Source organism: Microbacterium sp. LBN7, from assembly GCF_045690345.1.
Taxonomy (GTDB): Bacteria; Actinomycetota; Actinomycetes; order Actinomycetales; family Microbacteriaceae; genus Microbacterium.
This window is the reverse complement of sequence record NZ_CP147856.1, coordinates 1479013-1502021: the sequence shown is the minus strand read 5'-3', so window position 1 is coordinate 1502021 and position 23009 is coordinate 1479013. Positions and strand designations below refer to the sequence as shown.

The following is a 23009-nucleotide window of genomic DNA, read 5'->3' as shown; positions in this document are numbered from 1 at the left end:
CGCCGCGCTGCCACAGGCGACTACAGTGACGAAAGTGAACTTCCGCCGCGTCCTGCTCGTCGCCCTCGGCGGGACGATCGGCACGGCGGCCCGGCTGGGGCTGGGGCTCGCGATCCCCGACCAGGGCGGATTCCCGGTCGCGGTCCTCGTCGCGAACATCCTCGGGGCGTTCCTGATCGGCGTCGTCGCCGCGCGCCTTGCGGCATCCACCGATCTTCGACTGCTGCTCGGCACCGGCGTGCTCGGCGGGTTCACGACATACAGCGCGTTCATGACCGGCACGCTGGCGCTGTGGACGGACGCGCCGCTGCTGGCCGGGGCCTACGCCCTCGGAAGTCTCGTGCTGGGCGTCGCCGCCGCGTCTCTCGGCCTGCGACTCGGCCGCCCGCGCCGGACGACGGAGGCCGCGTCGTGAATCTGCTGCTCTTCGTCGCGGCTGCCCTCGCCGGCGGAATCGGTGCCGTGCTGCGCTACCTCGCCGACCTCGGCGTCGCGCGTCTCGCCGGCCGCCGTCTCCCGTGGGGCATCCTCATCGTGAACGTCACCGGGTCCTTCGCGCTCGGCCTCGTGACCACCGCGCTGCCCGATGCGGCGTTCCTCCTCGGCGCGGGTCTGCTCGGCGGCTACACGACCTTCAGCACCGCGATGCTCGACACGGTCGCGCTCTGGCGCGACGGCGAGCGCCCGGCATCCGCTGTCAACGCGGTCGGGATGCTGGTGCTGGGGCTCGCCGCGGCGGGGCTCGGGCTCATGCTCGGCGCTGCGCTCTGAGGCGCGAGCACGGCTCCCAGCATCCTCACAATCCGAAAATGTACAAACGTACATGTACGGAAGTCCAGGGGGTGCCCGATGGGGGAGAGCACGCGTCGTCGACGTGACCCTGAAGCGCGCCGTCGGGAGATCGTCACCGCCGCGGCGGAGCTGATCGTCGAGGTCGGCGCCGACGGCCTCACGCACCGCATGGTCGCCGCCCGCGCCGGCGTTCCGCTCGGCGCGACCACCCAGTACTTCGACACGCTCGACGACCTCCGCTCCGCCGCTCTCCGCGCCCTCGCGGACGAGGTCGACGCGCGTCTCGACGGCGTGCGCATCGCCCTCGCCGAGCGCGGGGTCAGCCCGGCCGTGATCGCCGACCTGATCACCGAGGGCCTCGACGACGCCCGGGCCGTGAAAGCCGATCGGGCCGTCGTCACCGCCGCCATCCACGACCCCCGCCTGCGCAGGCTCGCGCAGCACCTGTCCGAGCAGCTGGTCGCCCTGCTCGAGCCTGCCTACGGGTACGACAGGGCGACAGCCGCGATGATCTTCATCGACGGGGTCATGTGGAGCACCCAGATCCGGGAGACCACCCCGGATCGCGCCTTCATCGAGACCGCACTCACCCAGCTCCTCGGCATGCCCGAGAATGATGACAGCCCCGGTCGCACCGCTGCGCCGTCCGCACCCTGAACCGAGGAAATCCGCCGTGTCGAATCTCGCCGTCCTGAGCCTGAAGAACCGGGCGCTCATCGCCCTCATCACGATCGTCGCCGCGGTGTTCGGCGGTCTGGCGCTGACCAACCTCAAGCAGGAGCTCATCCCCTCGCTCGAGCTGCCCAACCTCATGGTCATGACGACGTACCCCGGAGCGTCGCCCGAGGTCGTCGAGAACGACGTCTCGACGCCGGTCGAATCCGCCATCCAGGGTGTGCCCGGCCTCGAGGGGACGACGGCGACGAGCACCACGAACGCGTCGATCGTGCAGGCGACCTTCGCCTACGGAACGAATCTCGCGACGGCCGAGCAGAAGATCCAGCAGGCGATCAACCGCATCTCGGGCCAGCTCCCCGAAGACGTGAGCCCGCAGGTGCTCGCGGTCTCGATCGACGACTTCCCGGTGATCCAGGTGGCGGTGACCGGATTCGAGGATGCCGACAACGCACAGGCAGAGCTCCAGAGCGTCGCGATCCCCGACCTCGAAGACGTCGATGGCGTCAACGCCGCGCAGCTCATCGGTGGCGTCGGCCAGCGGATCACCATCACCCCCGACTTCGCGCTGCTGGCCGCCGAGGGTCAGAGCACGCAGGCGATCACGTCGGCGCTGCAGCAGAACGGCACGCTCTTCCCGGGCGGCGACATCACCGAGAACGGCCAGACCCTCACCGTCCAGACGGGCGCGAAGATCACGTCCGTCGACGAGATCGCCGCTCTTCCGCTCGTCGGCAGCGCGCTGACAATCGGCGATGTGGCGACGGTCGCGCAGGAGTCCGACCCGATCAGCTCGATCTCGCGCGTCGACGGCAAGGACGCGCTCTCCATCTCGATCACCAAGCTCCCTGCCGCGAACACCGTCGAGGTCTCGCAGGGCGTGCTCGCCGCGCTGGACGAGATCGGCAAGGCGTTCCCGGATGCCGAGTTCACGGTCATCTTCGACCAGGCGCCGTTCATCGTGCAGTCCATCGAGAGCCTCGCGACGGAGGGCCTTCTCGGACTCGCGTTCGCGGTGATCGTCATCCTGGTCTTCCTGCTGTCGATCCGCTCGACCCTGGTGACGGCGATCTCGATCCCGACCTCGGTGCTCATCACCTTCATCGGGCTGCAGGCCTTCGGCTACTCCCTGAACATCCTGACGCTCGGCGCGCTCACGATCGCGATCGGCCGCGTGGTCGACGACTCCATCGTCGTGATCGAGAACATCAAACGTCACTATGTCGGCGACGCCGACAAGGGCGATGCGATCAGGCTCGCGGTGCGCGAGGTCGCGATGGCCGTCACGGCATCCACGATCACGACCGTCGCGGTGTTCCTCCCGATCGTGTTCGTCGGAGACATGGTCGGCGAGCTCTTCCGTCCGTTCGCGATGACCGTGGCGATCGCCATGATCGCGTCCCTGCTCGTCTCGCTGACGATCGTGCCGGTGCTCGCGTACTGGTTCCTCCGCCCCGGCAAGCCGCTGCTCGACGAGAACGGCGTGGCGATCGACCCCGAGCACCCGGATGCTCCGCCCACATGGCTGCAGCGCCGGTACCGGCCCATCCTCGGCTGGACTCTGAAGCACTCGGTCGTCACGGTGATCCTCGCCGTGGTGGTGCTGGGCGGTACGCTCGCCGCCGCGCCGCTGATGAAGGTCAACTTCCTCGGCGACTCGGGCCAGAACACGATGACGGTCACCCAGGACCTCGGTCCGACCGCGAGCCTCGAGGCGAAGTCGGAGGCCGCCGTCCAGGTCGAGGACGCTCTGCTGGGCATCGACGGCATCGAGCACGTGCAGGCATCGATCGGGTCGAGCGGCTCGGCGCTGCGCGACGCCTTCTCGGGTGGGGCCGGGGTCACCTACTCGGTGCTGACCGACGGTGACGCCGATCAGGAGAAGCTGCGCGCCGACGTGCAGGACGCGATCGACGGACTCGGCGACGAGGTCGGCGACGTGTCGGTGGCGGCATCCGCCGGCTTCGGCTCGAGCGACATCGAGATCGCCGTCTCGGCGTCGAACGCCGATGACCTGCAGACCGCGACGACGTCTGTGATGGACGAGCTCGACGGTCGTGCCGGAGTCGGCCAGGTGACCGACAACCTGGCGGCATCGCTGCCCTACATCGCCGTCGTGGTGGATCGTGCGGCGGCCGCCCAGCGCGGGCTGTCTGAGGTCGCGGTCGGGTCGATCGTGTCGAGCACCATGCGCCCGCAGCAGGCCGGCACCGTCGAGATCGACGACACCGCGCTGACGATCTACATCGTCACACCGGAGCCGCCGACCACCATCGACGCCCTGAAGGCCCTCGCGATCCCGACCCCGCTCGGCATCGTGCAGCTGCAGGACATCGCGACCGTCGAGGAGCGCAACGGCCCCACCTCCATCACCACGGAGCAGGGCCGCCGCACCGCGACGATCACCGTGCCGCCGGCATCCGACAACCTCGCGACCGCGACGGCGTCGGTGAACGAGGCGCTCGCCGCCGCGGAGCTGCCAGACGGCGCCTCCGCCGAGGTCGGCGGTGTCGCCTCGCAGCAGGCCGACTCGTTCTCGCAGCTGGGTCTGGCGATGCTGGCCGCGATCCTCATCGTGTACGTCGTGATGGTGGCGACGTTCAAGTCGCTGCGTCAGCCGCTGCTGCTGCTCGTGTCGGTGCCGTTCGCGGCGACCGGCGCGATCCTGCTGCAGATCGTCACGGGCGTGCCGCTCGGCGTGGCGTCGCTGATCGGCGTGCTGATGCTGATCGGCATCGTGGTGACGAACGCGATCGTGCTCATCGACCTCGTGAACCAGTATCGGGAGAAGGGTCTGTCGACGGTCGAGGCGGTGAAGGCCGGTGGCGAGAAGCGACTGCGGCCGATCCTCATGACGGCGCTCGCGACGATCCTGGCGCTGACCCCGATGGCTCTCGGCATCACGGGGCATGGCGGCTTCATCTCGCAGCCGCTCGCGATCGTGGTGATCGGCGGACTGCTCTCCTCGACCGTGCTGACCCTGATCGTGCTGCCGACGCTCTACAACCTCGTCGAGGGTGCGAAGGAGCGGCGCCGTGCCCGCAAGGGCGGCGGATCGGATGCCGCGGGCGCGGGTTCCGATCCGGACGCGCCGGTCGATCCCGGGGCGCCCGCGTCTGCGGACGGATCGCCGGAATCGGTCACCGTGGATGCGAGCGGTCTGCCCGATCTGTCGCACCTGACGCGCCGCGAGCTGCGCGACCGCGGGCTCGTCTAGCCGCCACGGCGTTCACAATTCAGCAAGAATCCGGACCGCCGGGGCGGAATCGACCATTCCCGCCCCGGTGGCCTCCGTTCTTGCGGAGTTATGAACGGCCCCGCGACGAGACCGCGGCGAATCAGCCGAGCGTGATGCCCCAGCGCAGGGTCCAGGACTCGTCGGAGGCGAGACGGCGGATGCCGAGGCCGCTGTTGAGCGCGTCGGCCGGCGCCGTCATGGGCTCGATCGCGACAGCGAGGTCCTGACCCGGGTAGTTCGTCGCGGTGTAGACCTGCACGAAGTCGAAGCCCTCGCCCTGCCAGAGAGTCAGTCGGCGGCCGTCGGGGGCCGTGAGCGTGGTGCGGACCAGCCCGTCCTCGTCGCGCGCGAGATCGGTGAAGCCGGTGTCGAGGGTCGTGTCGCCCAGGCGGATGCCGTCCCGCAGAGCGGCATCGGCCGGACGTGTGCCGGTGGGGAGCATCCGCTCGTCGGTCACGAACGCGGTCTGGGCCGGAACCCGCAGCACGAGGTCGCGTGGGTCGGCATCGCCGATCGTGACGAACGGGTGGGTGCCGAGCGCGACCGGCGCCGGTTCGGCCGACCGGTTCGTCAGGACGTGGACGACCTCGATGCCGGCGTCCGTCAGCAGATAGGTGACCGAGGTCTCGATCAGATACGGGTATCCGGTCTGCGGCACGATCGTCGCGCTGAGGGTGGCGGCGGCATCCGTCTGCTCGATCTCGTAGGCCGAGAAGCGCAGCAGCCCGTGACTGGCGTTGCGGAACTTGGGCTCCGTGAGGGCGAGCTGGCGCGCGGTCCCCCGGTCGTCCCAGAGCCCGTCGCGCACCCGATTCGGCCAGGGTGCGAGGACCACGCCGGAGCACGACGGGGTCGGGATGTCGAGCGCATAGGGGGTCACGAGGTCGACGTCGCCGATGCGGAGCGAACGCAGCGAGGCGCCGACCTGGGCGATCTGGGCCGAGACGTCGCCGGACTGGAGGTGCACCTGGGTGCCGGTGGGGGATGCGGAACTCACCTCGCCATCGTATGGCGCGGATGACTCTCTCAGGTGCGACCGCTAGACTCGTCCGGTCGGCTTCGGACACCCGCGCATGGCGCGGACGTTTTTGTGTAAGAAGTGTGAGTCCAGGGGCCGATGGTGAGCGTCGATCGACGCAAATCAACCATCACATGAATGGCCCCGGCCGCTGACAGTCCGGAACCCCGCTTCATCTCCTCTGCGAGGAAGCACCGGGTGCTCGCGCGTGCGCGCAGCGCTGTTCTCGTGCGAGAACTCAGAAGGACACCTGCTTTGCCCAAGAACAAGAAGCCCCGCGGCGGACGACCCTCCGCCAACTTCGAGCCGCGCTACGGCGCCAAGAAGACCTCGTTCCACGACCGTCACGCGGGTGGCCGCGACGCCGCCCGTGACGGCGCCCGCCCTGAGCGCGGCGGACGTGCGGATGCCGGCGAACGCCGCACCGCCCCCGCCGCCGGCGGCTACGACCGTCGACCGGGCAGCCGCAGCGCCGGTCACCGCGGCTATCGTCCGGCCGAGGCCGAGTCGGGCGCCCCGAAGCAGCGCTGGAACGCGCAGGAGCGCGCCGGGCGCGACGAGGCCCGCAGCATCCGCAACCGCGCCGAGTCCGGCCGTCGCGAGGCGCCGCACCACCGCAGTGACGACCGTCGGCCCACGGGTCCCGGCACCTACCGCGATGACCGCGGTGGTCAGCGCTTCGATCGCGACGACCGTGCGCGCCGCGATGACCGCGGGGCATCGACCGAGCGTCGGGGCTTCCGCGACAACGATCACCGCGACGGCGGACGTCCGGTCCGTGACGACCGCCGCGGCCAGCGTCCCACCGGTCCCGGCAGCTACCGCGATGACCGCGGTGGCCAGCGCTTCGATCGTGACGAGCGTCCGCGTCGTGACGATCGGGGTGCCGCGCCGCAGGGTCGTGGCTACGACCGCCCGAACCGCGGAGGCGCCGAGCGCCCGGAGCGCTCGTACGATGCGGATCGCGCGCGCCGCGCTTTCGACCGCGATCGCACGCAGCGTTCGTTCGACGCGCCGCGCGACGATCGTCCCCGCCGCGACGACCGCACCTCGTCCGACCGCACCGAGCGCCCGCGATACGACCGCGACGCGCGCGATTCCCGCGGCGGCGAGCGGACCCGTCCGTCGACCGGCGGCGCGTACCGCACCGAGCGCGTGCGTCCGCTGACCTCGGACACCCGCGGGCGTCCGGCCCGCAACGAGCGTCCGAGCCGCAACGACTGGAATGCGACGAGCCGCCCCGCACCTGCGGCGGCGAAGTTCGAGCCGGGCGCCGACGTCGTTCACGAGCGCCTCGAGGCGAAGTCCGTCGAGGCGGTCGAGGTCGACGGCGTGAGCTTCAGCGATCTCGGGCTGGGCTCGAACATCGTCGAGACTCTGGCCGGTCTGGGAGCGGCATCGCCGTTCGCCATCCAGGCCGCCAGCATCCCCGCAGTGCTCGAGGGCCGTGACGTCCTCGCCCGCGGCCGCACCGGCTCCGGCAAGACCATCGCCTTCGGCGCTCCGCTCGTCGAGAACGTGCTGAAGTCGCAGGCCGGCAAGCGCCGTGAGTTCGGCCGGTCGCCGCGCGCGATCATCCTCGCTCCGACGCGCGAGCTCGCGCTGCAGATCGACCGCACGATCCAGCCGATCGCGCGCAGCGTCGGACTCTTCACCACGCAGATCTACGGTGGCGTGCCCCAGGGTCGTCAGGTCGGTGCGCTCAAGAAGGGCGTCGACATCGTGATCGGCACCCCCGGTCGCATCGAGGACCTGATCAACCAGGGCAAGCTCGACCTCTCCGACTGCCGCATCGCGGTGCTCGACGAGGCCGACCACATGTGCGAGCTCGGATTCGTCGAGCCCGTGCAGCGCATCCTGCGGCACACGGCGGACGGCAGCCAGAAGCTCCTCTTCTCGGCGACGCTCGACCGTGAGGTCGCGGCTCTCGTCGACGAGTTCCTGATCGATCCCGCGGTCTTCGAGGTCGCCGGTGAGGACCAGGGCTCGAGCACGATCGAGCACCGTGTGCTCGTGATCGAGCACCGTGACAAGGCCGACATCCTCACCTCGCTCGTCGACCGCGAGGGCAAGACTCTCGTGTTCGCCCGCACCCGTGCCTACGCCGACATGCTCGCCGAGCAGTTCGACGACGCCGGTATCCCGGCCGTCTCGCTGCACGGCGACCTGAACCAGGCCAAGCGCACGCGCAACCTGGAGCGTCTGACCTCGGGCCGCGTGAACGTGCTGGTCGCGACGGATGTCGCGGCCCGCGGCATCCACGTCGACGACATCGACCTGGTCGTCCAGGCCGATGCCCCCGACGAGTACAAGACGTACCTGCACCGCTCCGGCCGCACCGGCCGCGCCGGTCGCTCGGGTCGCGTGGTCACGCTCATCACGCGTCAGCGTCAGCGCCGTATGACCGAGCTGCTCGACCGCGCCGAGATCGACGCCCCGTTCGAGAACGCGCGTCTCGATGACGACATCATCGAGGAGATCACCGGTCGCATGCCGACCGCGGCGGCTCTCACGAGCTGAGTCGCCCGGGCCGAGAGGTCGGCGCGTTCACAACTCAGCAATATTCGCTCGAAAGGGCCCGGGACGACATGTCCTGGGCCCTTTCGGCACTGTTCTTGCTGAGTTGTGAACGACCGCACAGGGCTGAGAACACCGCGTCGGGCTGAGATCGCAGTGTCGGGCTGAGATCGCAGTGTCGGGCTGAGATCGCAGCGTCGGGCTGAGATCGCAGTGTCGGGCTGAGATCGCAGTGTCGGGCTGAGATTCCGCGCCGAGGGCTCCTCCCGACGGAGAGATCTCCGCCCGAGGGCGAGGCGCCGTCAGGCCAGCTCGTGCTCGAGGATGGCCGAGGTGAGGCTCGTGCCGTTCAGGTCGAGGTAGAGCACCTGCTCGGTCACCGTGAGGGTCATCGTGTTCCGGCGCTCGATCAGTGCCGCGGCCGCGTCGATGAAGCCGGGATCGAAGCTGTACACGCGGATCGCGTCGGACCGGTGGATCTTCTTCCCCGCCCACGGCGCGATCACCTTGGCGGGGTCGCGGTGCGTGTAGACGACGGTGCGCTCGGCGAGGCGGCTGCCGTAGTGCAGGCGCTCGGCGTCGGGGGCGCCGATCTCGATCCAGGCCATGATGGCACCGGTCATGTCGCGCACGATCACCGCGGGTTCCTCCGTCGACGAGATGCCGTCGCCGAACGCGATCCCCTCCGCGTGCTCGAGACCGTGGGCCAGGACGCGCGTGATCATGTAGGCGTCGGTCTCGGACGGATGCCGCGCCACGCGCAGCGCGTAGTCCTCGTAGACGCCTCGATCGGTGTCGGCCAGCTGGACGTCGAACGTGTGCATCGTGGAGCCGGTAGCCATAACTGTCGAGCCTACGCGGCTGACGCGGTGCGCCCGTTCAGAAGAGCATCGGCTGCGCGGGGGATGCCGAGGCCGAGCCTGTCGTCCGGAACGTGACGGGTGCGCCCGGGCGGCCGGTGCTCTGCACACTTCCCTGACGCCAGATCGACTCGACGTGCCCCTGCCCGGGACGGACTCCGCGTTGCGGATAGTCGTCTTCGTGCCGTCCGTCGAGTCCGTGGGCACGGATGAGCGGACGCGCGCGCTTGGCGAGCCACTGCCGGTATGCCTTCGGGGCCTCGGCGGAGGCACCGGGATACAGTCCGCGGTACGACGACACGAGGTCGGGGCGGGCCCTCTCGAGCCACTGGAAGAACCACGGCTTCACACCGGGACGCAGGTGCAGTGCGCCGTAGATCACGCTGCGCGCACCGGTTGCCTCGATGCGCGTGAGCGCGTCGTCGATCGCTTCGACCGAGTCCGTCATGTGCGGCATGATCGGCATCAGGAAGACCGTCACCCGGAACCCGGCATCTGCGAGAGCGCGCACGGTGTCGAGCCGCGCCTGGGTCGTCGGAGCCCCCGGTTCGATCGACTTCTGCAGCTCGTCGTCATACATGGCGATCGACATCTGCACGTCGACCGGAACGCGCCCGGCGGCCCTGACGAGGAGTGGGATGTCGCGCCGGATCAGCGTGCCCTTCGTGAGGATCGACAGGGGAGTGCCGGATGCCGCGAGTGTCTCGATGATCCCCGGCATGAGCTTGTAGCGGCCCTCGGCACGCTGGTACGGATCGGTGTTCGTGCCGAGCGCGACGGTCTCGTGCTGCCAGCTGCCCTTGCGCAGCTCCTTCTCGAGCACGTCCACGACGTTGACCTTCACGACGATCTGCGAGTCGAAGTCGGCTCCTCCGTCGAGGTCGAGGTACTCATGGGTGCCGCGAGCGAAACAGTAAAGGCAGGCATGACTGCATCCGCGGTACGGGTTGATCGTCCACGCGAAGGGCATGCGCGAAGCGCCCGGAACATGGTTCAGCGCGGACTTCGACAGCACCTCGTGGAACGTCATCCCCGCGAAATCGGGGGTCGTCACCGACCGCAGCACGCTCGACCGGTCTTCGAGACCGGGGAGTGCCGCAGCATCCTTCTCTCCGAGCTTCTGTCCCTGCCAGCGCATACTTCATTCGAACATGTGATCGAAGTTAGCGCAAGCGAGATTCGAAGAAAAGGACTATCCCTGCGTGGGGAGGAACGGATCGACGCGCGTCTCCGAGGCCAGCGGATGCCGCCGCTCGGCGACAGGCCGGGGCCCCGCTCCGCGCACGTCCGGAACCCGGATGCCCAGTTCTTCCGCCGGGGACCCGGAACGCACCCGCAGGTCGCGCGCCTCCGCATCCACGAACAGCGGATCGGCCGTGACGGAATGACGGTCGTGCCCGAGCCGGGCCCATTCGTCGTCGAGCGGCTCGACGATCTCGAAGCCGACCCGTCCGTCCGCGCCGGTCGCGCGCGCCGCGTTCGCCGCACGCGCGGCGCCGTCGATCGGCGCCGCGTCCCAGAACAGGTTGAGGTCGCTGTCGATGCCGAAGTTCCGGATGTCACGGTGGTCCGGATATCCGACGAACGCCGGCATCCCGTCGCCGACCACGATGTTGCGGTGGAACGTGAACGAGACGTGGTCCTCCGGGCGCGTGATCGAGATCTGCCCGTTGCGGCCGAAGGCCCAGACGTTGTCGCGGATGATCACCTCGCGGCCGTAGTGCTGGTGGTACGCCTGGCTCGAGACGTCGTGCACGACGTTCTGCTCGATGACCACGTGCGAAGACCCCTCGTCGAGGTAGATGCCCCACCCGCCGTAGTTCGCGCACTCGACATCGTGGATGCGGTTGCCGCGGATCACGGTGCCGGGCGCGATGCCCAGCAGATAGACGCCGCCCATGTCGTTGAGCAGCCCGCCGCCCAGGTGGTGGATGTGGTTGCCCTCGATGCGGTTGCCCTCGGACGGGCTGTGCAGGTAGTCCCACATCCAGCCGACCGAGACGCCCGAGTAGAGGAACTCGCGGATCTCGTTGTGCGCGATGACGTTGTGCGACCCGTGCTGGAACAGCACCGCGACGGCGTTCGGATAGACCTGGCCGCCCCGCTCGATCAGGCAGTCCGAGACCTCGTTGGCCTGGTTGTAGTCGGCGGCCAGCGCGTCGATCCCGCCGCCCGAGCGCACCGCGCCCGCACCCAGATCGCGGAACTCGACGCCGCTGATCAGCGTGCCGCGCGTTCCGGCATCCAGGCTGACGCCGTATCCGCCGACGCGCTCGATCGCCCCGCCGACGACTGCGCACGATCGCGCGAACGAGAACCGCAGAGCCGCCGGCACGCTGCTCGCCGCCTGCACGTCGGCGGCGTATCGCCCGTCCGCCGGAAGCTGCGGGTCCTCCCGCACGCCGAACGGCGGAACGGCCGCAGGCACGGCCTCGAAGTCGGCCTCGGCGAAGCGGATGCCCTCGAACCGCACCTCGCGCACCGGCGCCTCGGCCGTGCCGTCGAGCGTCGCGAAGGCCTCGACCACCGGCATCCGCACGTCGAGGTCGGCGATGTCGACACCCGGCGCGGGCAGGTACAGCACGTGCGGGCCGGATGCGCCGACGAGTGCGCCCGTCGGGTCGAGGTACCACTCGCCCGCGACCTCGCCGAAGCTCTCGGCGACGTTGTCGAGGTAGTACCGCGCGAACAGGGCGGCGGCATCGTCGCGCAGGGCGAAGATGCTCCGCAGCGAGCTCGTGATCGTGCGGTTCTCGCGGTCGACCGAGGTGATCGGCATCCGTTCCTGGACCCAGTAGTGCGGCACGACGATCTCGACCGCCTTTTCCTGAGCGAGCGACGGGATGTCACCCTCGGCGAACCGGAAGGATGCTGCGCCGTCGAACAGCGTGCCGACGAAGCTGCCGGCAGGGTCGAGCCCGGTCTGCTCCTCGACACGCAGGAATCCTTCGCGCGGGTAGCGGGGGCGGGATGCCGCGACGCCGTCGACGTACAGGCGGCGGGCGACCGCGCGGGGGGAGGGGGCGGCGAACGCGTCGACGCCGTTGACCGTGACCGGCCGCCATCCGGTGATGCGTGCGGATCCTCGGAGCACGGGCGGATTCGACGGGTCGACAGCCACCACCGAGGTGAACGAGTCGGCCGCCGTGAATGACACCGGGGCGGCGTGGGCGTACTCGCCGCCGGCCATCCAGATCACGGCGCGCTGCCCCGGCTCGCGACGCTTCCGCACGAGGGCGAGCGCGTGCGCGAGGTCGTTCGCGGGGTACCCGTGCGAGCCGTCCGCGTAGGGCGATCCGTCCGGAGCGGCGTACACCTCGATCCGGTCCGTGCTCATGGAGTCAGCCCTTCGTGGCGCCGGCGGTGACTCCGGCCGAGATCTGCCGCTGGAAGATCAGGTACACGACGATGATCGGCAGCACCGCGAGCAGCACGCCGGCGATGTACGTCGGCACGTTGTCGGGGTACTGGCCGCGCAGCGCGCTGACTCCGACCATGACGGTGCGGTTCTGCGGCGACTGCATGATCAGGAGCGCGATGAGGATGTCGTTCCAGACGAACAGCGCGTTCAGGATGCCCATCGAGATGAGCGCCGGCTTGCCCACCGGGATCATGATCCGCGCCCAGACCCCGAACAGGCCGTTGCCGTCGACGCGCGCGGCTTCGGTGAGCTCCTTCGGGATGCCGGAGTAGTACGAGGTCATGAAGAACACGGTGAACGGCAGGAACTGCGCGACGTACGCGATGATCAGCCCGGGGAACGAGTTGATCAGCCCCATGTCGCTGAGCACCTTGATGGTCGGGACCATGATCACCTGGAACGGGATCATCATCATCGCCAGGATGATCAGGAACACGACCTTGCTGCCGCGGAACGTCAGGTGGCTGAGCGCGTAGCCGCACATCGAGGCGAGCACGAGCAGGATCGCGACCGAGAACACGGTCACGATGATCGTGTTCATGAAGTAGCGGCCCATGTCGGCGTTGGTCCACGCGTCGATGAAGTTCTGCACGTTGAACGTCTGCGTGACGCCCAGGCGGTCGAGCACGTAGTCCTTGCGCGTCTTGAGCGAGATGTTCAGCCCGTAGAGCATGGGCGCGATGGTGGCGATGGCCAGCAGCATCATGGGGATGGCGATGAGCCACTTGCCCAGGCGTTCCCGGCGCATCATGCCTCCTTGGTGGCGCGGCGGAGCACGCGGATCTGGATCAGGCCGATCACGAGGACGATGAGCAGCAGGAAGACGGATGCCGCCGACGCCAGCGCCGGTCGGGCCTCGCCGTTGAGCTTCCAGATGAGGAACTCGGGCAGGTAGCTCGCGGCTCCCGGCCCTCCGGCGGTCATCGTGTAGAGCAGGCCGAACAGGCCGGTGAGCATGCCGATCGTGGTCGTGACGAACACGAACTGGATGGTCTGGCTGAGGCTCGGGATGATGACGTGCACGATCTGCTGCCACAGGTTCGCGCCGTCGATCTTCGCGGCGTCGAGCAGCTCGGCGTCGAGAGTCGCGAAGCCGGCGAGGAAGATCGTGAAGGCCATGCCGAACGTGGCCCAGATGTGCACGACGAGCACGGAGGGGAGCGCGGTGCCGGGCAGGCCCAGGAAGTCGACGGCGGGGATGTTCACCGCTCCGAGGGCGCCGTTGATCGGGCCGTTGGCGGCGAGCAGGATGTTGAAGATCGCGCCGATGATGATCGGCGACAGCACCACCGGCAGGAAGTACACGCTGCGGTAGAAGCGGTGGCCGGGGATCTTGAGGAAGACGAACGTCGCGAGGATGCCGGCGACGAAGACCTGGATCGGCACGAACAGCAGCACGACCAGCACGTTGCGGGCGGATGCCTGGAAGCGCGCGTCGCCGAGGAGGGTGAAGTAGTTGTCCAGTCCGATGAACTGTCCGTTGAGCTCCTTGTCGCCGGTGAACGAGTAGTTCACGCCGAGCAGGAGCGGGTAGAGCCGGAAGACGGCGAGGATGAGGATGACCGGCAGCACCATGAGGTAGGGCGCGATGCGCTCGGACGTCCACGGCTTCTTGCGCAGCGGCACGCCCAGATCGGCGCGGCCTCCGCGCTTCGTGCGGCCGCGGCCCGGAGCCCTGTTCTCGAGAACAAGGCTCCGGGTCGAGGTGGTGTCGGTCGACAAGGGATCAGCCCTCCGACGCTGCCAGCTGGGCTGCGGCGTCCTGCACGGTGACCTCGCCGCCGAGCAGCTGCTGACCGAGGCGGTGCAGAAGGTCGAGCGTGTCGGCCTCGAGCGCCGTGTGGAGCAGCGGCTTGCTGCCCGGCAGCTCCCCGACGATGTCGTTCGCCGACGCGATGTCGGTGTCGAGCTCGATCGTCGTGTCCGACGTGATCTGGCCACCCGCGAGGGAGTAGGCCGAGAGTGCATCGTGGTCGACGGTGGCCTTGATCCAGTCGACGCCGAGCTCCTTCTTGTCCTCGTTCAGCACGGCGTAGCCGATGCCGCCCTCGGCCGGGAGGGCCAGCGTCGTGCCGTCGTTGGTGCTGACCGGCATCATGAATCCGAGGTCCTCGCCGAGGAACTCGTCGAACTGCTTCCAGTGCGCCGTGCCGCTCATGAGGCCGACGACCATCGCCGACTTGCCGCCGGAGAAGAGGTCGAAGGAGTCGTTGAACATGGCGGTGGAGTTCGCGCCCTCGTTGTACCAGCCGTTGGCTGCCGAGTCGGCCCACATCTGCAGGACCTGCGTGGCGTGCTCCCCGGTCCAGTCGCGCTCACCGTCGATCCAGGCGTCGTACTCCTCAGGCGTGAAGATGCCCGAGGCGAAGCCCGAGAGGAAGAACTCGATGCCGAGGCCCTCCTTGTTGCCCAGCGCGAAGCACGAGGCGTCCGTCTTCTCGGTGATCGCGGTGCAGGCCTCGGCGAGCTCGTCCCAGGTCGCCGGCGGGGTGTCGGCGTCGAGGCCGGCGGCCGTGAAGAGCGCCTTGTTGTAGTAGATCGGGAAGCCCTGCAGGAACATCGGCGCCGAGTACGTCTCGCCGTCGGCCTGGAACGCGGGCCATCCGGCGAGCGTGTCCTCGAGGTCGGCGAGCTCGTCGGTGACGGGGACGAGGGTGTCGGCGCGGCTCTTGAGCTGCGTGCCGCCGTTGAAGAGGGCGAGGTCGGGACCGGTGCCGGCCTCGACCGCGCTGCCGAGCAGCGTGTAGTACTGGTCGAACGGCTGGTTGACGATCTCGACCTCGACGTCGGGGTGCTTCTCCGCGAATGCGGCCTTGACGTCTTCGGTGTACGCGGCCGCGGCCTCGTCGGCGTCGCCCCAGTTCCAGATGACGAGCTTGTCGTCGCTGCCGGAGCCTCCGGTCGTGCCGCTGGGCGATGCACCTCCGCAGCCGGTGAGTGCAAGTGCCGCCACTCCGATGGCGGCGGGGATGGCGATCCTTCGCTTCATTGCGATCCTCTCAACGTTGATGAAGAAGTTTGCTGCAGGACCCGAGGGTGCAGGTCTCTGATGGAAACATACTACGTCTTATGAAAACGAGCAAGCAAAGGTCACATGACTGATGTTCAGGGGTTTCTCGCGTAGGCCGGACGGATGCCGTCAGGCGCGCTTCTCGGACGGCAGGCGCCGGCGGGACCACGACCCGAGGATGTGCGCGCTCATCGCGACCCTGGCGCCCTCCGCGTCGCCGGCGGAGATCGCCTCGACGATCTTCTCGTGCTCGGCGAGGGTGAGCTCGAACGCGTGCGCGGGGTCGATGCCCGTGAAGCGATCGCTGCCCACGGCGTGCGTGATCAGCACGCGGGCGATGTTCTCGGCCAGCGCGTTGTCGGAGAGCTCCATGACGGAGCGGTGGAATCGCAGGTCGGCCTCGCGGAATGCGGCGGAGTCGTCGACGCACTCGGCCATCGCGGCCAGGTCGTCCTGGAGCCGGGTCCGCGCCTCGTCATCGACGGCGGTCGCTGCTGCCGCCGCCATCGCGGCCTCGAGCGCGCCCCGGACGACGCTGAGGTCGTCGAGGACGCCGAGGGTGGAGTCGTTCGTGATCATCGTCGACAGCACCAGGGGGTCGAGCACGTTCCAGCTCGTCGACGGATTCACGTGCGTGCCGCGGCCCTGGGCGACGGTCACCATGCCCTTCTCCTGCAGACGCTTCATGGTCTCGCGGATCACGGTGCGGCTCACGCCGAACTGCACGCTGATGACGCTCTCCGGGGGGAGCAGGTCGCCGGGGCCGAACTCGCCGGTCACGATCGACTGGACGAGCTCCTTCAGGACGGTCGCGCCGATGCGGTCGATCGGGGTGCGTGCGCGACCGGCGGTGGCGGGATCTGCGGGCAGGGTCATGCCAGACACTCTATTCACGTCCCTGCCCGCTCGACACCGGACACTCGCGAAACCCCAGACATATGATGTATGGTGTTTAGTACTGCTCGATCTCTCACACTCAAGGGCGACATGAAGATCACCGGCTACCGCACACTGCGCACCGTCCACGACTGGGGGCGGCCCGTCGGCGACGTCAACGGATTCATCGCATCCGGCGTCACCGACGTCCCTCTGGTGATCCTCGAGACCGACGAGGGCGTCGAGGGCGTCGGCATGGGATCGCACGCCGATCTCGACCGGCTCTTCCCGGCCATCGAAGGTCAGGATCCCCGCGCGGTGACCACTCTCTACGACGCGATGCTCGCGCGGGTCTTCAAGTCGTCGCACGGCGGTGCGACCTTCGGCGGCATCGGCGCCTTCGACACCGCGCTCTGGGACATCAAGGCCAAGCTCGCCGGCGAGCCGCTCTGGCGTCTGCTCGGCGCGGGCGACCGCTTCGTGCCCGGCTACGCCTCCGGCCTCGACGCTGCCTTGACCGACGAGCAGCTCGCCGAGCTCTACCGCCGTTTCGCCGATCGCGGCTACACCGCCGCCAAGCTCAAGGGCGGTCGCAACGTCGAGGCGGATCTGCGCCGCTTCGGCATCCTCACCGACCTCCTCACCGCGAACGGCGCGCCGCCGGCGCTCATGCTCGACGCCAACGAGTCGTGGAACCTCAAGCAGGCCGTCCGCCACGTCGGCGCCCTCGAGGAGCATCTCGACCTCACCTGGGTCGAGGAGCCGCTTCGTCGGTGGGATGCCGCGGGCCACGCGCGACTGAGCGCGGCCATCAAGGCGTCGGTCGCGACCGGCGAGAACCTCACCGGCCTCGAGCAGTACCGGCCGCTGCTCGACGCCGGTGGCGCCGACATCGTGCAGGCCGGAGCGGTCTGGGGCATCACCCACTTCCTCCGCGTCGCCGTCACCGCGCACAGCCGCGACCTGCCGGTGAGCCCGGTGGGCCTCACTGCGAACCACACGGTCACCGCGGCCGCCGCGGCCGTGCCGAACCATCTCTCCGCCGAGGTACAGGATCTCGGATCCCCGTTCGGGCTCACGCTCGACCAGGAGTTCGAGAGCGGCGGCATCGTGCTGGGCGACCGACCCGGCGTCGGCATCGACGTCGACGAGGCGCTGATCCTCAAGGCGCGCAGCGACGCCGACTGGCAGGAGCCGGCGGGACCCCACGTGCGCTCTCCGCGCGCCGGTCTGCGCCTGGTCGACAACGGCGCCTGGGGCGAATGATGCAGCTCCGTCCCGGCATCCATCGCATCGTGGCGCCCCTCGGCGAGCGGTTCATCGCGATGTACCTGCTCACCGGTCCCGACGGCGCGCTGCTGTTCGACACCGGCGTCGCCGACTCCGTGCCCGGCACCCTGCTGCCGTACCTCGACGAGATCGGCTTCGATCCGACCGACATCCGCTGGGTGATCAGCTCGCACTGCGACTTCGACCACACCGGCGGCAACGCCGCGCTCGCCGCCGTCGCCCCGCATGCCGAGTTCCTCGCCGGTCGCGCCGACGTGCCGATGACCGAAGACGTCGAGCTGCTCATCTCCGGCCGCTACGGCGAGTTCGCCGCCCGTGACCGTTTCGACGACCCGCCCGAGACCACGGCGGAGGTGCGTCGTTCGACGGGGCTGGTCCCCGTGCACCGGTCTCTCGACGGCGGCGAGACCTTCGACCTCGGCGACCGCCTGATCGAAGTGCTGTCGGTGCCCGGGCACTCGCCGGGTCACCTGGCGCTCCGCGATGCCGAGAACGACACGCTCCTCATCTCCGACGCCGTGCTGGGCGAGACCGTGCCGACAGCCGACGGTCGCGCCGCGTTCCCGCCGACCTACCGCGACACGGTCGCGTATGTCGACAGCATCCGCCGTCTGCGGGCTCTTGACGCCGACCTTCTCCTGACCGCGCACTATCCCGTCTACGAGGGGACGACCGTCGGGGAGTTCCTCGATGACTCCCTCGCCTACACCGAGCGCGTCGACCGGGTGATCGAGCAGGTGCTGGCCTCGGGGGAGGAGCTCACCTCGCTCGACCTCATCCACCGCGCCGCCCCCGATCTCGGTCCGTGGCCGGAGGCCGCGGCCGAGTACCTCATCTTCCCGATGACCGGCAACCTCGAGCGACTCGTCGCCCGGGGACGGGTCGTCGAGGGCGAGAGAGACGGCGTCCGCACATGGCGGTGGGTCGCGTGAGCACATCGACGGTGGTCGGCAGGAAGGTCCGTCTCGGCGCGATCGGCGCCGGCTGGTGGGCGACCAGCAACCACTTCCCGCTGTTCGCAGCACGCGACGACGTCGAGCTCGTCGGCGTCTGCGGCAAGGGCGACGGCCTCGAGTCCATCCGCGAGACCTTCGGCTTCGCCTTCGCGACCGAGGACGCGACCGAGCTGCTGGATGCCGACATCGACGCGGTCGTGATCTCGACCCCGCACGATCTGCACCATCCTCTCGCCGCTCAGGCTCTCGACCGCGGGCTGCACGTGCTGTGCGAGAAGCCGATGACGCTGCACGCCGACGAGGCCTGGGACCTGGCGGCGCGGGCCGAGCGGGCAGGCACCGTCTTCCTCGTCCCCTACGGCTGGAACTACAAGCCGTTCACGGTCGCCGCCAGGAGGATCCTCGAGGCGGGGGCGATCGGCGAGATCCAGTACGCGATGTGCCACATGGCCTCGCCGACGCGCGGACTGTTCGGCACGGACCCGTCGCACATGCTCGAGCGCTGGAACTCCGACACCGCACCCGACCCGCGCACCTGGTCGAGCCCCGAGAAGGGCGGCGGCTACGCCCACGGACAGATCACGCACTCCTCCGCCCTGTTGTTCTGGCTCACGGGTCTGCGCGCGGCCTCGGTCGCCGGGCGGGTGATCACCGCCGGTGCGCCGGTCGACCTGTTCGACGCGGGCGTGATCCGCTTCGACAACGGCGCGATCGGCTCGCTGTCGGGCGCCGCCACGCTCGCCGACGGCGACAAGTACCAGGTCGACATCCGCCTGTTCGGCACCGAGGGCGTGCTCATGATCGACGTCGAGCGCGAGCGCGTCACGCTCAGCCGCTACGACGGTCGCCGCGAAGAGGTCGCGATCGCGGAGGGCGAGGGCGAGTACGAGTGCCTGATCCCGCCGGCGCGCTTCATCGAGCTGATCACGGGTGCGAGCACCGAGAACAACTCCGATGTCACGGTCGCCGCGCGCTCCGTCGAGCTCATCGATGCGCTGCTGCGGTCGTCCGCCGCCGGCGGCGTCGACACCCCCGTCTGAAACCCCCGCACCCGAGGTAGGTCATGTCCGAAACTCCCCGCAGCATCCTCGACGGCTATCGTGTCATCGACTGCTCGATCGCGATGGCCGGTCCCTTCGCCGCCCAGCGGCTCGGCGATCTCGGCGCCGACGTGATCAAGGTCGAGCCGACCGCCGGCGAGTGGCAGCGCTTCGCCGCGGCCGGCGGAGCGAAGGGCAACGAGATCAACGTCTCGTTCCTCTCCCTCAACCGCAACAAGCGCTCGCTGGCCGTCGACCTCAAATCGGATGCCGGACGCGAGGTCGTCCGCGACCTCATCGCCGGAGCCGACGTCTTCCTGCAGAACTACCGTCCGGGCGTCGCCGCGCGCCTCGGTCTCGACTACGAGTCGCTCTCCGCGATCAACCCCTCGCTCGTGTACGTCTCGATGTCGGGATACGGCGAGGACGGCCCGTACAAGGACCGTCCGGGACAGGACCTCATCCTGCAGGCCATGAGCGGCGCGATGCTGTCCGCCGGACGCGAAGGCGAGCCGCCGTCTCCTGCCGGCCAGTACCTGGCGGATGCCGTGACGGCGTCGACCGCATTCGAAGCGGTGCTCGCCGCGCTGCTGCACCGGGAGCGCACCGGCGAGGGCCAGCTCGTGACGGTGAACATGCTCGACGCGCTGACCACCCTGCAGATGCAGGAGCTCAGCGTGTACACGGTCGGCGGCGTGCCGCAGCAGCGCGGCACCGAGCCGAACGCGCATGTCTACATCCGTGCGCCCTACGGCATCTTCGCCACGACCGACGGCTACCTCGCGCTCGGGTTCGCCGATCTGGAGAAGCTGGGCGAGGTGCTCGACGAGCCGTCGTTCCGCGGCCTCGACGCCGAGGTGCACGGCTGGACGCACCGCGATGAGCTCTACGCGACGGTCGCGAAGCACCTGCGCGAGCAGCCGACGCAGCACTGGCTCGACACCCTGCTCCCTGCGGGCATGTGGGTCGGACCGGTCTACGGCTATGAGGACCTGGTGAACGATCCCCAGATCATCCACAACGGCACCTTCGTCGAGTACGAGCACCCGACCGAGGGGCACATCAAGACGCCCGGATTCCCGTACCGGTTCGCGAAGACCCCCGCGCGCATCGATCGCGGCGCACCGCTGACCGGCGAGCACACGGCCGAGATCCTCGCCGAGCTCGGCGTCACGCCGGAGCGCACGCAGGAGCTGCTGGATTCCGGTGCCGTGGCGCAGACCACGGTGCCGGTGGCGGTGTCGTCGTGACGGACTACGTCGGTCTCACCTGGGATCACCCGCGCGGCCGGAACGCCCTCGAAGCGGCGTCCGGAGATCTCGGTGACGGCGACACGCTGCGCTGGGAGGTGCAGTCGCTGGAGGGATTCGAGTCCGCGCCGATCGATGAGCTGGCGCGGCACTACGACCTGCTCGTGCTCGATCATCCGCATCTCGGCGATGCGCTGGCGAGCGACGGCATCCGTCCGCTCGACGAGCTCTTCGACGAGGATCAGCTGCGTGCCTGGGCGGATGCCGCCGTCGGGCCGAGCATCGCCTCGTACCGGATGGACGGGCGACTCTGGGCATTGCCGCTGGATGCCGCGACGCAGGTGTCCGCTCGCCGGCGCGACCTCGTCGTAGACGCGCCGCAGACCTGGGACGACGCTCTGGTGCTGGCCGAGCGCGGCCTCGTGGCCACGAGCCTCGCCGGCCCGCACGCGTTCCTCTCGCTGTGCTCGATCGCGGTGTCGCTCGGCGACGATCCGGGTCGCGGGTCGGCGCTCTTCGACCACGACATCGCGCTGCGCGCCCTCGACCTGCTCACCCGGCTCTCCGCGAACGCGCCGGAGGGCACGGAGCTGCTGAATCCGATCGGCCTGCTGGACCGCCTGCGCGATCGCGGCGACATCGGGTACATCCCCCTCGTCTACGGGTACGTGACCCACAGCTCGCCGACGCTCGCGTTCGGCCCCGCACCGGCCTTCGCGGGCAGGATCGGCTCGACGATCGGCGGCACCGGCATCGCGGTCACCCGGCGGTCCGAGCCGTCGGCCGCGCTGCTCGCGCATCTGCGGCACCTGCTGAGCGGCGAGGTGCAGACGGGATTCATCCCGCAGCACGAGGGACAGCCGGGCCTGCGGGCAGCCTGGACGGATGCCGCGGTCGACGCGGCAGCGCACGGGTTCTACTCGCAGACCCTCTCGACCATCGAGGCCTCGTGGGTGCGACCGCGCGTCGCGGGGTACATCCCGTTCCAGTCCGCGGCATCCGCCGTCGTCCGCGCTGTCGTCGCGGGGGAGCGGTCCGCGGACGGCGCGCTCGACGAGCTCGAGGAGCGGTTCGCTCCGCTCGGCGCTTCGACAGGCTCAGCGACCCAGGTGGCCGCTGCTTCGGCATCCCTCCAGGAGGTAAGACCATGACCGAGGAACTCATCGTCGTCGAGCATCAGGGGCACGTCGCGACCGTGCGGCTCAACCGGCCGCAGAAGCTGAACGCCGTCACGCAGGAGATGAGCGACGCGCTCGTGCGCATCGTCCGCGACCTGAACGACGACCCGGAGGTGCGAGCCGTCGTCTACACCGGAACCGGCCGTGCGTTCAGCGCGGGCAGCGACATCTCGACGCTCGACCAGTACGAGACGCCGTGGGACTTCCGCAACAGGCGCGACTACTGCGATGCCCTGAGGGAGCTCCGCAAGCCCGTGATCGCGGCCGTCAACGGATACGCGTTCGGCGGAGGGCTCGAGGCGTCGCTCACCTGCGACATCCGCATCGCCGCCGACACCGCGAGCTTCGCCGCGCCCGAGATCAAGCTCGGCTGGATCGGCGGCGGCGGGATGTCGGTGCTGCTCGCGAACTCGATCGGCGCGAGCAACGCGGCGCTGATGCTGCTCACCGGCGACCCGATCGACGCGCAGCGCGCACTGGCCTGGGGCCTGATCAGCGAGGTGGTCCCGGCCGACGCGCTGATCGAGCGCGCGCAGGAACTCGCGGCGACGATCGCGTCCCGCCCGCCGATCGCCGCCGAGACGGCCAAGGCGAACCTCCGCGCGGCGTTCAACCTGCCGCAGGACCAGGCCATCGCGTACGAGCGCGAGATGCAGGGCATCACGTTCGCGACCGAGGATGCCGCCGAGGGCCGCGCGGCGTTCGCAGAGAAGCGCCCCGGCGTCTTCCGGCGGCGCTGATGCGCATCTGTCGAGGCGCGGCTGCGGGAACCCCCGGTCACAATTCAGCCAAACCTCGGCCCGTTCGGGCGAACCGCGGCCGAAACCGCTCCTTCGCGCAGATTCTTGCTGAATTGTGAACACCGACCCGCGAACACCGACCGCCCGA

The 23009-nt window shown here is 69.4% G+C and carries 19 protein-coding genes; 11 read left to right on the top strand and 8 right to left on the bottom strand.

The window, feature by feature from the left end:
• Window positions 1-25: 25 nt before the first annotated feature.
• From LBN7_RS07115 to LBN7_RS07100, 4 genes are all read left to right on the top strand, one after another.
• Complete coding sequence (locus LBN7_RS07115; RefSeq protein WP_116634085.1) at window positions 26-415, top strand: CrcB family protein; 390 nt, start codon at window positions 26-28, stop codon at window positions 413-415.
• A complete protein-coding gene (locus tag LBN7_RS07110; RefSeq protein ID WP_407361373.1) occupies window positions 412-771 on the top strand; it encodes a fluoride efflux transporter FluC in 360 nt (119 codons plus the stop codon). The genes LBN7_RS07115 and LBN7_RS07110 overlap by 4 nt, the downstream gene beginning before the upstream one ends.
• 78 nt (window positions 772-849) lie before the next feature.
• Window positions 850-1449 (top strand): TetR/AcrR family transcriptional regulator, encoded by a 600-nt coding sequence (locus LBN7_RS07105; RefSeq protein WP_407361372.1) that lies wholly within the window; start codon window positions 850-852, stop codon window positions 1447-1449.
• Window positions 1450-1465: 16 nt separating this feature from the next.
• A complete protein-coding gene (locus tag LBN7_RS07100) occupies window positions 1466-4684 on the top strand; it encodes an efflux RND transporter permease subunit (protein ID WP_407361371.1) in 3219 nt (1072 codons plus the stop codon).
• 121 nt (window positions 4685-4805) lie between these two features.
• Here the strand turns inward: LBN7_RS07100 and LBN7_RS07095 are convergent, their stop codons facing one another.
• Entirely contained in the window at window positions 4806-5702 is an 897-nt protein-coding gene (locus LBN7_RS07095; protein WP_407361370.1) for an aldose 1-epimerase family protein, read from the bottom strand.
• Between the two features lie 276 nt (window positions 5703-5978).
• On the opposite strand from LBN7_RS07095, the gene LBN7_RS07090 reads away from it, so the two are divergent.
• Window positions 5979-8243 (top strand): DEAD/DEAH box helicase, encoded by a 2265-nt coding sequence (locus tag LBN7_RS07090; protein WP_407361369.1) that lies wholly within the window; start codon window positions 5979-5981, stop codon window positions 8241-8243.
• 299 nt (window positions 8244-8542) lie between these two features.
• On the opposite strand, the gene LBN7_RS07085 is transcribed toward LBN7_RS07090, so the two are convergent.
• The 7 genes from LBN7_RS07085 to LBN7_RS07055 all read right to left on the bottom strand — a co-directional run bounded on the left by LBN7_RS07085 (window position 8543) and on the right by LBN7_RS07055 (window position 16407).
• Window positions 8543-9082, bottom strand: coding sequence for a YaeQ family protein (locus LBN7_RS07085; RefSeq protein WP_407361368.1), 540 nt, complete (start codon window positions 9080-9082; stop codon window positions 8543-8545).
• 37 nt (window positions 9083-9119) lie between these two features.
• Window positions 9120-10238 carry an Rv2578c family radical SAM protein gene (locus tag LBN7_RS07080; RefSeq protein ID WP_407361367.1) on the bottom strand — a complete coding sequence of 373 codons (1119 nt, stop codon included), beginning with the start codon at window positions 10236-10238 and terminating at the stop codon, window positions 9120-9122.
• Between the two features lie 54 nt (window positions 10239-10292).
• Window positions 10293-12437 (bottom strand): right-handed parallel beta-helix repeat-containing protein, encoded by a 2145-nt coding sequence (locus LBN7_RS07075; RefSeq protein ID WP_407361366.1) that lies wholly within the window; start codon window positions 12435-12437, stop codon window positions 10293-10295.
• A gap of 4 nt (window positions 12438-12441) precedes the next feature.
• Complete coding sequence (locus tag LBN7_RS07070) at window positions 12442-13269, bottom strand: carbohydrate ABC transporter permease (protein ID WP_407361365.1); 828 nt, start codon at window positions 13267-13269, stop codon at window positions 12442-12444.
• A complete protein-coding gene (locus LBN7_RS07065; protein WP_207769901.1) occupies window positions 13269-14243 on the bottom strand; it encodes a carbohydrate ABC transporter permease in 975 nt (324 codons plus the stop codon). Before LBN7_RS07065 ends, LBN7_RS07070 begins: the two co-directional genes overlap by 1 nt.
• A gap of 4 nt (window positions 14244-14247) precedes the next feature.
• A complete protein-coding gene (locus tag LBN7_RS07060) occupies window positions 14248-15510 on the bottom strand; it encodes an ABC transporter substrate-binding protein (protein ID WP_116634096.1) in 1263 nt (420 codons plus the stop codon).
• Window positions 15511-15660: 150 nt separating this feature from the next.
• Window positions 15661-16407, bottom strand: coding sequence for a FadR/GntR family transcriptional regulator (locus LBN7_RS07055; RefSeq protein ID WP_116634097.1), 747 nt, complete (start codon window positions 16405-16407; stop codon window positions 15661-15663).
• Between the two features lie 111 nt (window positions 16408-16518).
• Here LBN7_RS07055 and LBN7_RS07050 point away from each other — a divergent pair, with 111 nt between their 5' ends.
• Genes LBN7_RS07050 through LBN7_RS07025 form a run of 6 tightly spaced genes read left to right on the top strand, consistent with a single transcriptional unit; the run spans window position 16519 to window position 22861 of the window.
• Window positions 16519-17673, top strand: coding sequence for a mandelate racemase/muconate lactonizing enzyme family protein (locus LBN7_RS07050; protein WP_116634098.1), 1155 nt, complete (start codon window positions 16519-16521; stop codon window positions 17671-17673).
• The gene (locus tag LBN7_RS07045; protein ID WP_407361364.1) at window positions 17670-18629 is read left to right on the top strand and encodes an MBL fold metallo-hydrolase; all 960 of its coding nucleotides are present in this window, start codon (window positions 17670-17672) and stop codon (window positions 18627-18629) included. The genes LBN7_RS07050 and LBN7_RS07045 overlap by 4 nt, the downstream gene beginning before the upstream one ends.
• Window positions 18626-19693: a Gfo/Idh/MocA family protein gene (locus LBN7_RS07040; protein ID WP_407361363.1), complete on the top strand. Its 1068-nt coding sequence runs from the start codon at window positions 18626-18628 to the stop codon at window positions 19691-19693. Before LBN7_RS07045 ends, LBN7_RS07040 begins: the two co-directional genes overlap by 4 nt.
• A gap of 23 nt (window positions 19694-19716) precedes the next feature.
• Complete coding sequence (locus LBN7_RS07035; RefSeq protein WP_407361362.1) at window positions 19717-20943, top strand: CaiB/BaiF CoA transferase family protein; 1227 nt, start codon at window positions 19717-19719, stop codon at window positions 20941-20943.
• The gene (locus LBN7_RS07030; RefSeq protein ID WP_407361361.1) at window positions 20940-22094 is read left to right on the top strand and encodes a hypothetical protein; all 1155 of its coding nucleotides are present in this window, start codon (window positions 20940-20942) and stop codon (window positions 22092-22094) included. The genes LBN7_RS07035 and LBN7_RS07030 overlap by 4 nt, the downstream gene beginning before the upstream one ends.
• On the top strand, window positions 22091-22861 hold the full coding sequence (locus LBN7_RS07025) for an enoyl-CoA hydratase/isomerase family protein (RefSeq protein ID WP_341946511.1): 771 nt from the start codon (window positions 22091-22093) through the stop codon (window positions 22859-22861). The genes LBN7_RS07030 and LBN7_RS07025 overlap by 4 nt, the downstream gene beginning before the upstream one ends.
• Window positions 22862-23009: the final 148 nt, after the last annotated feature.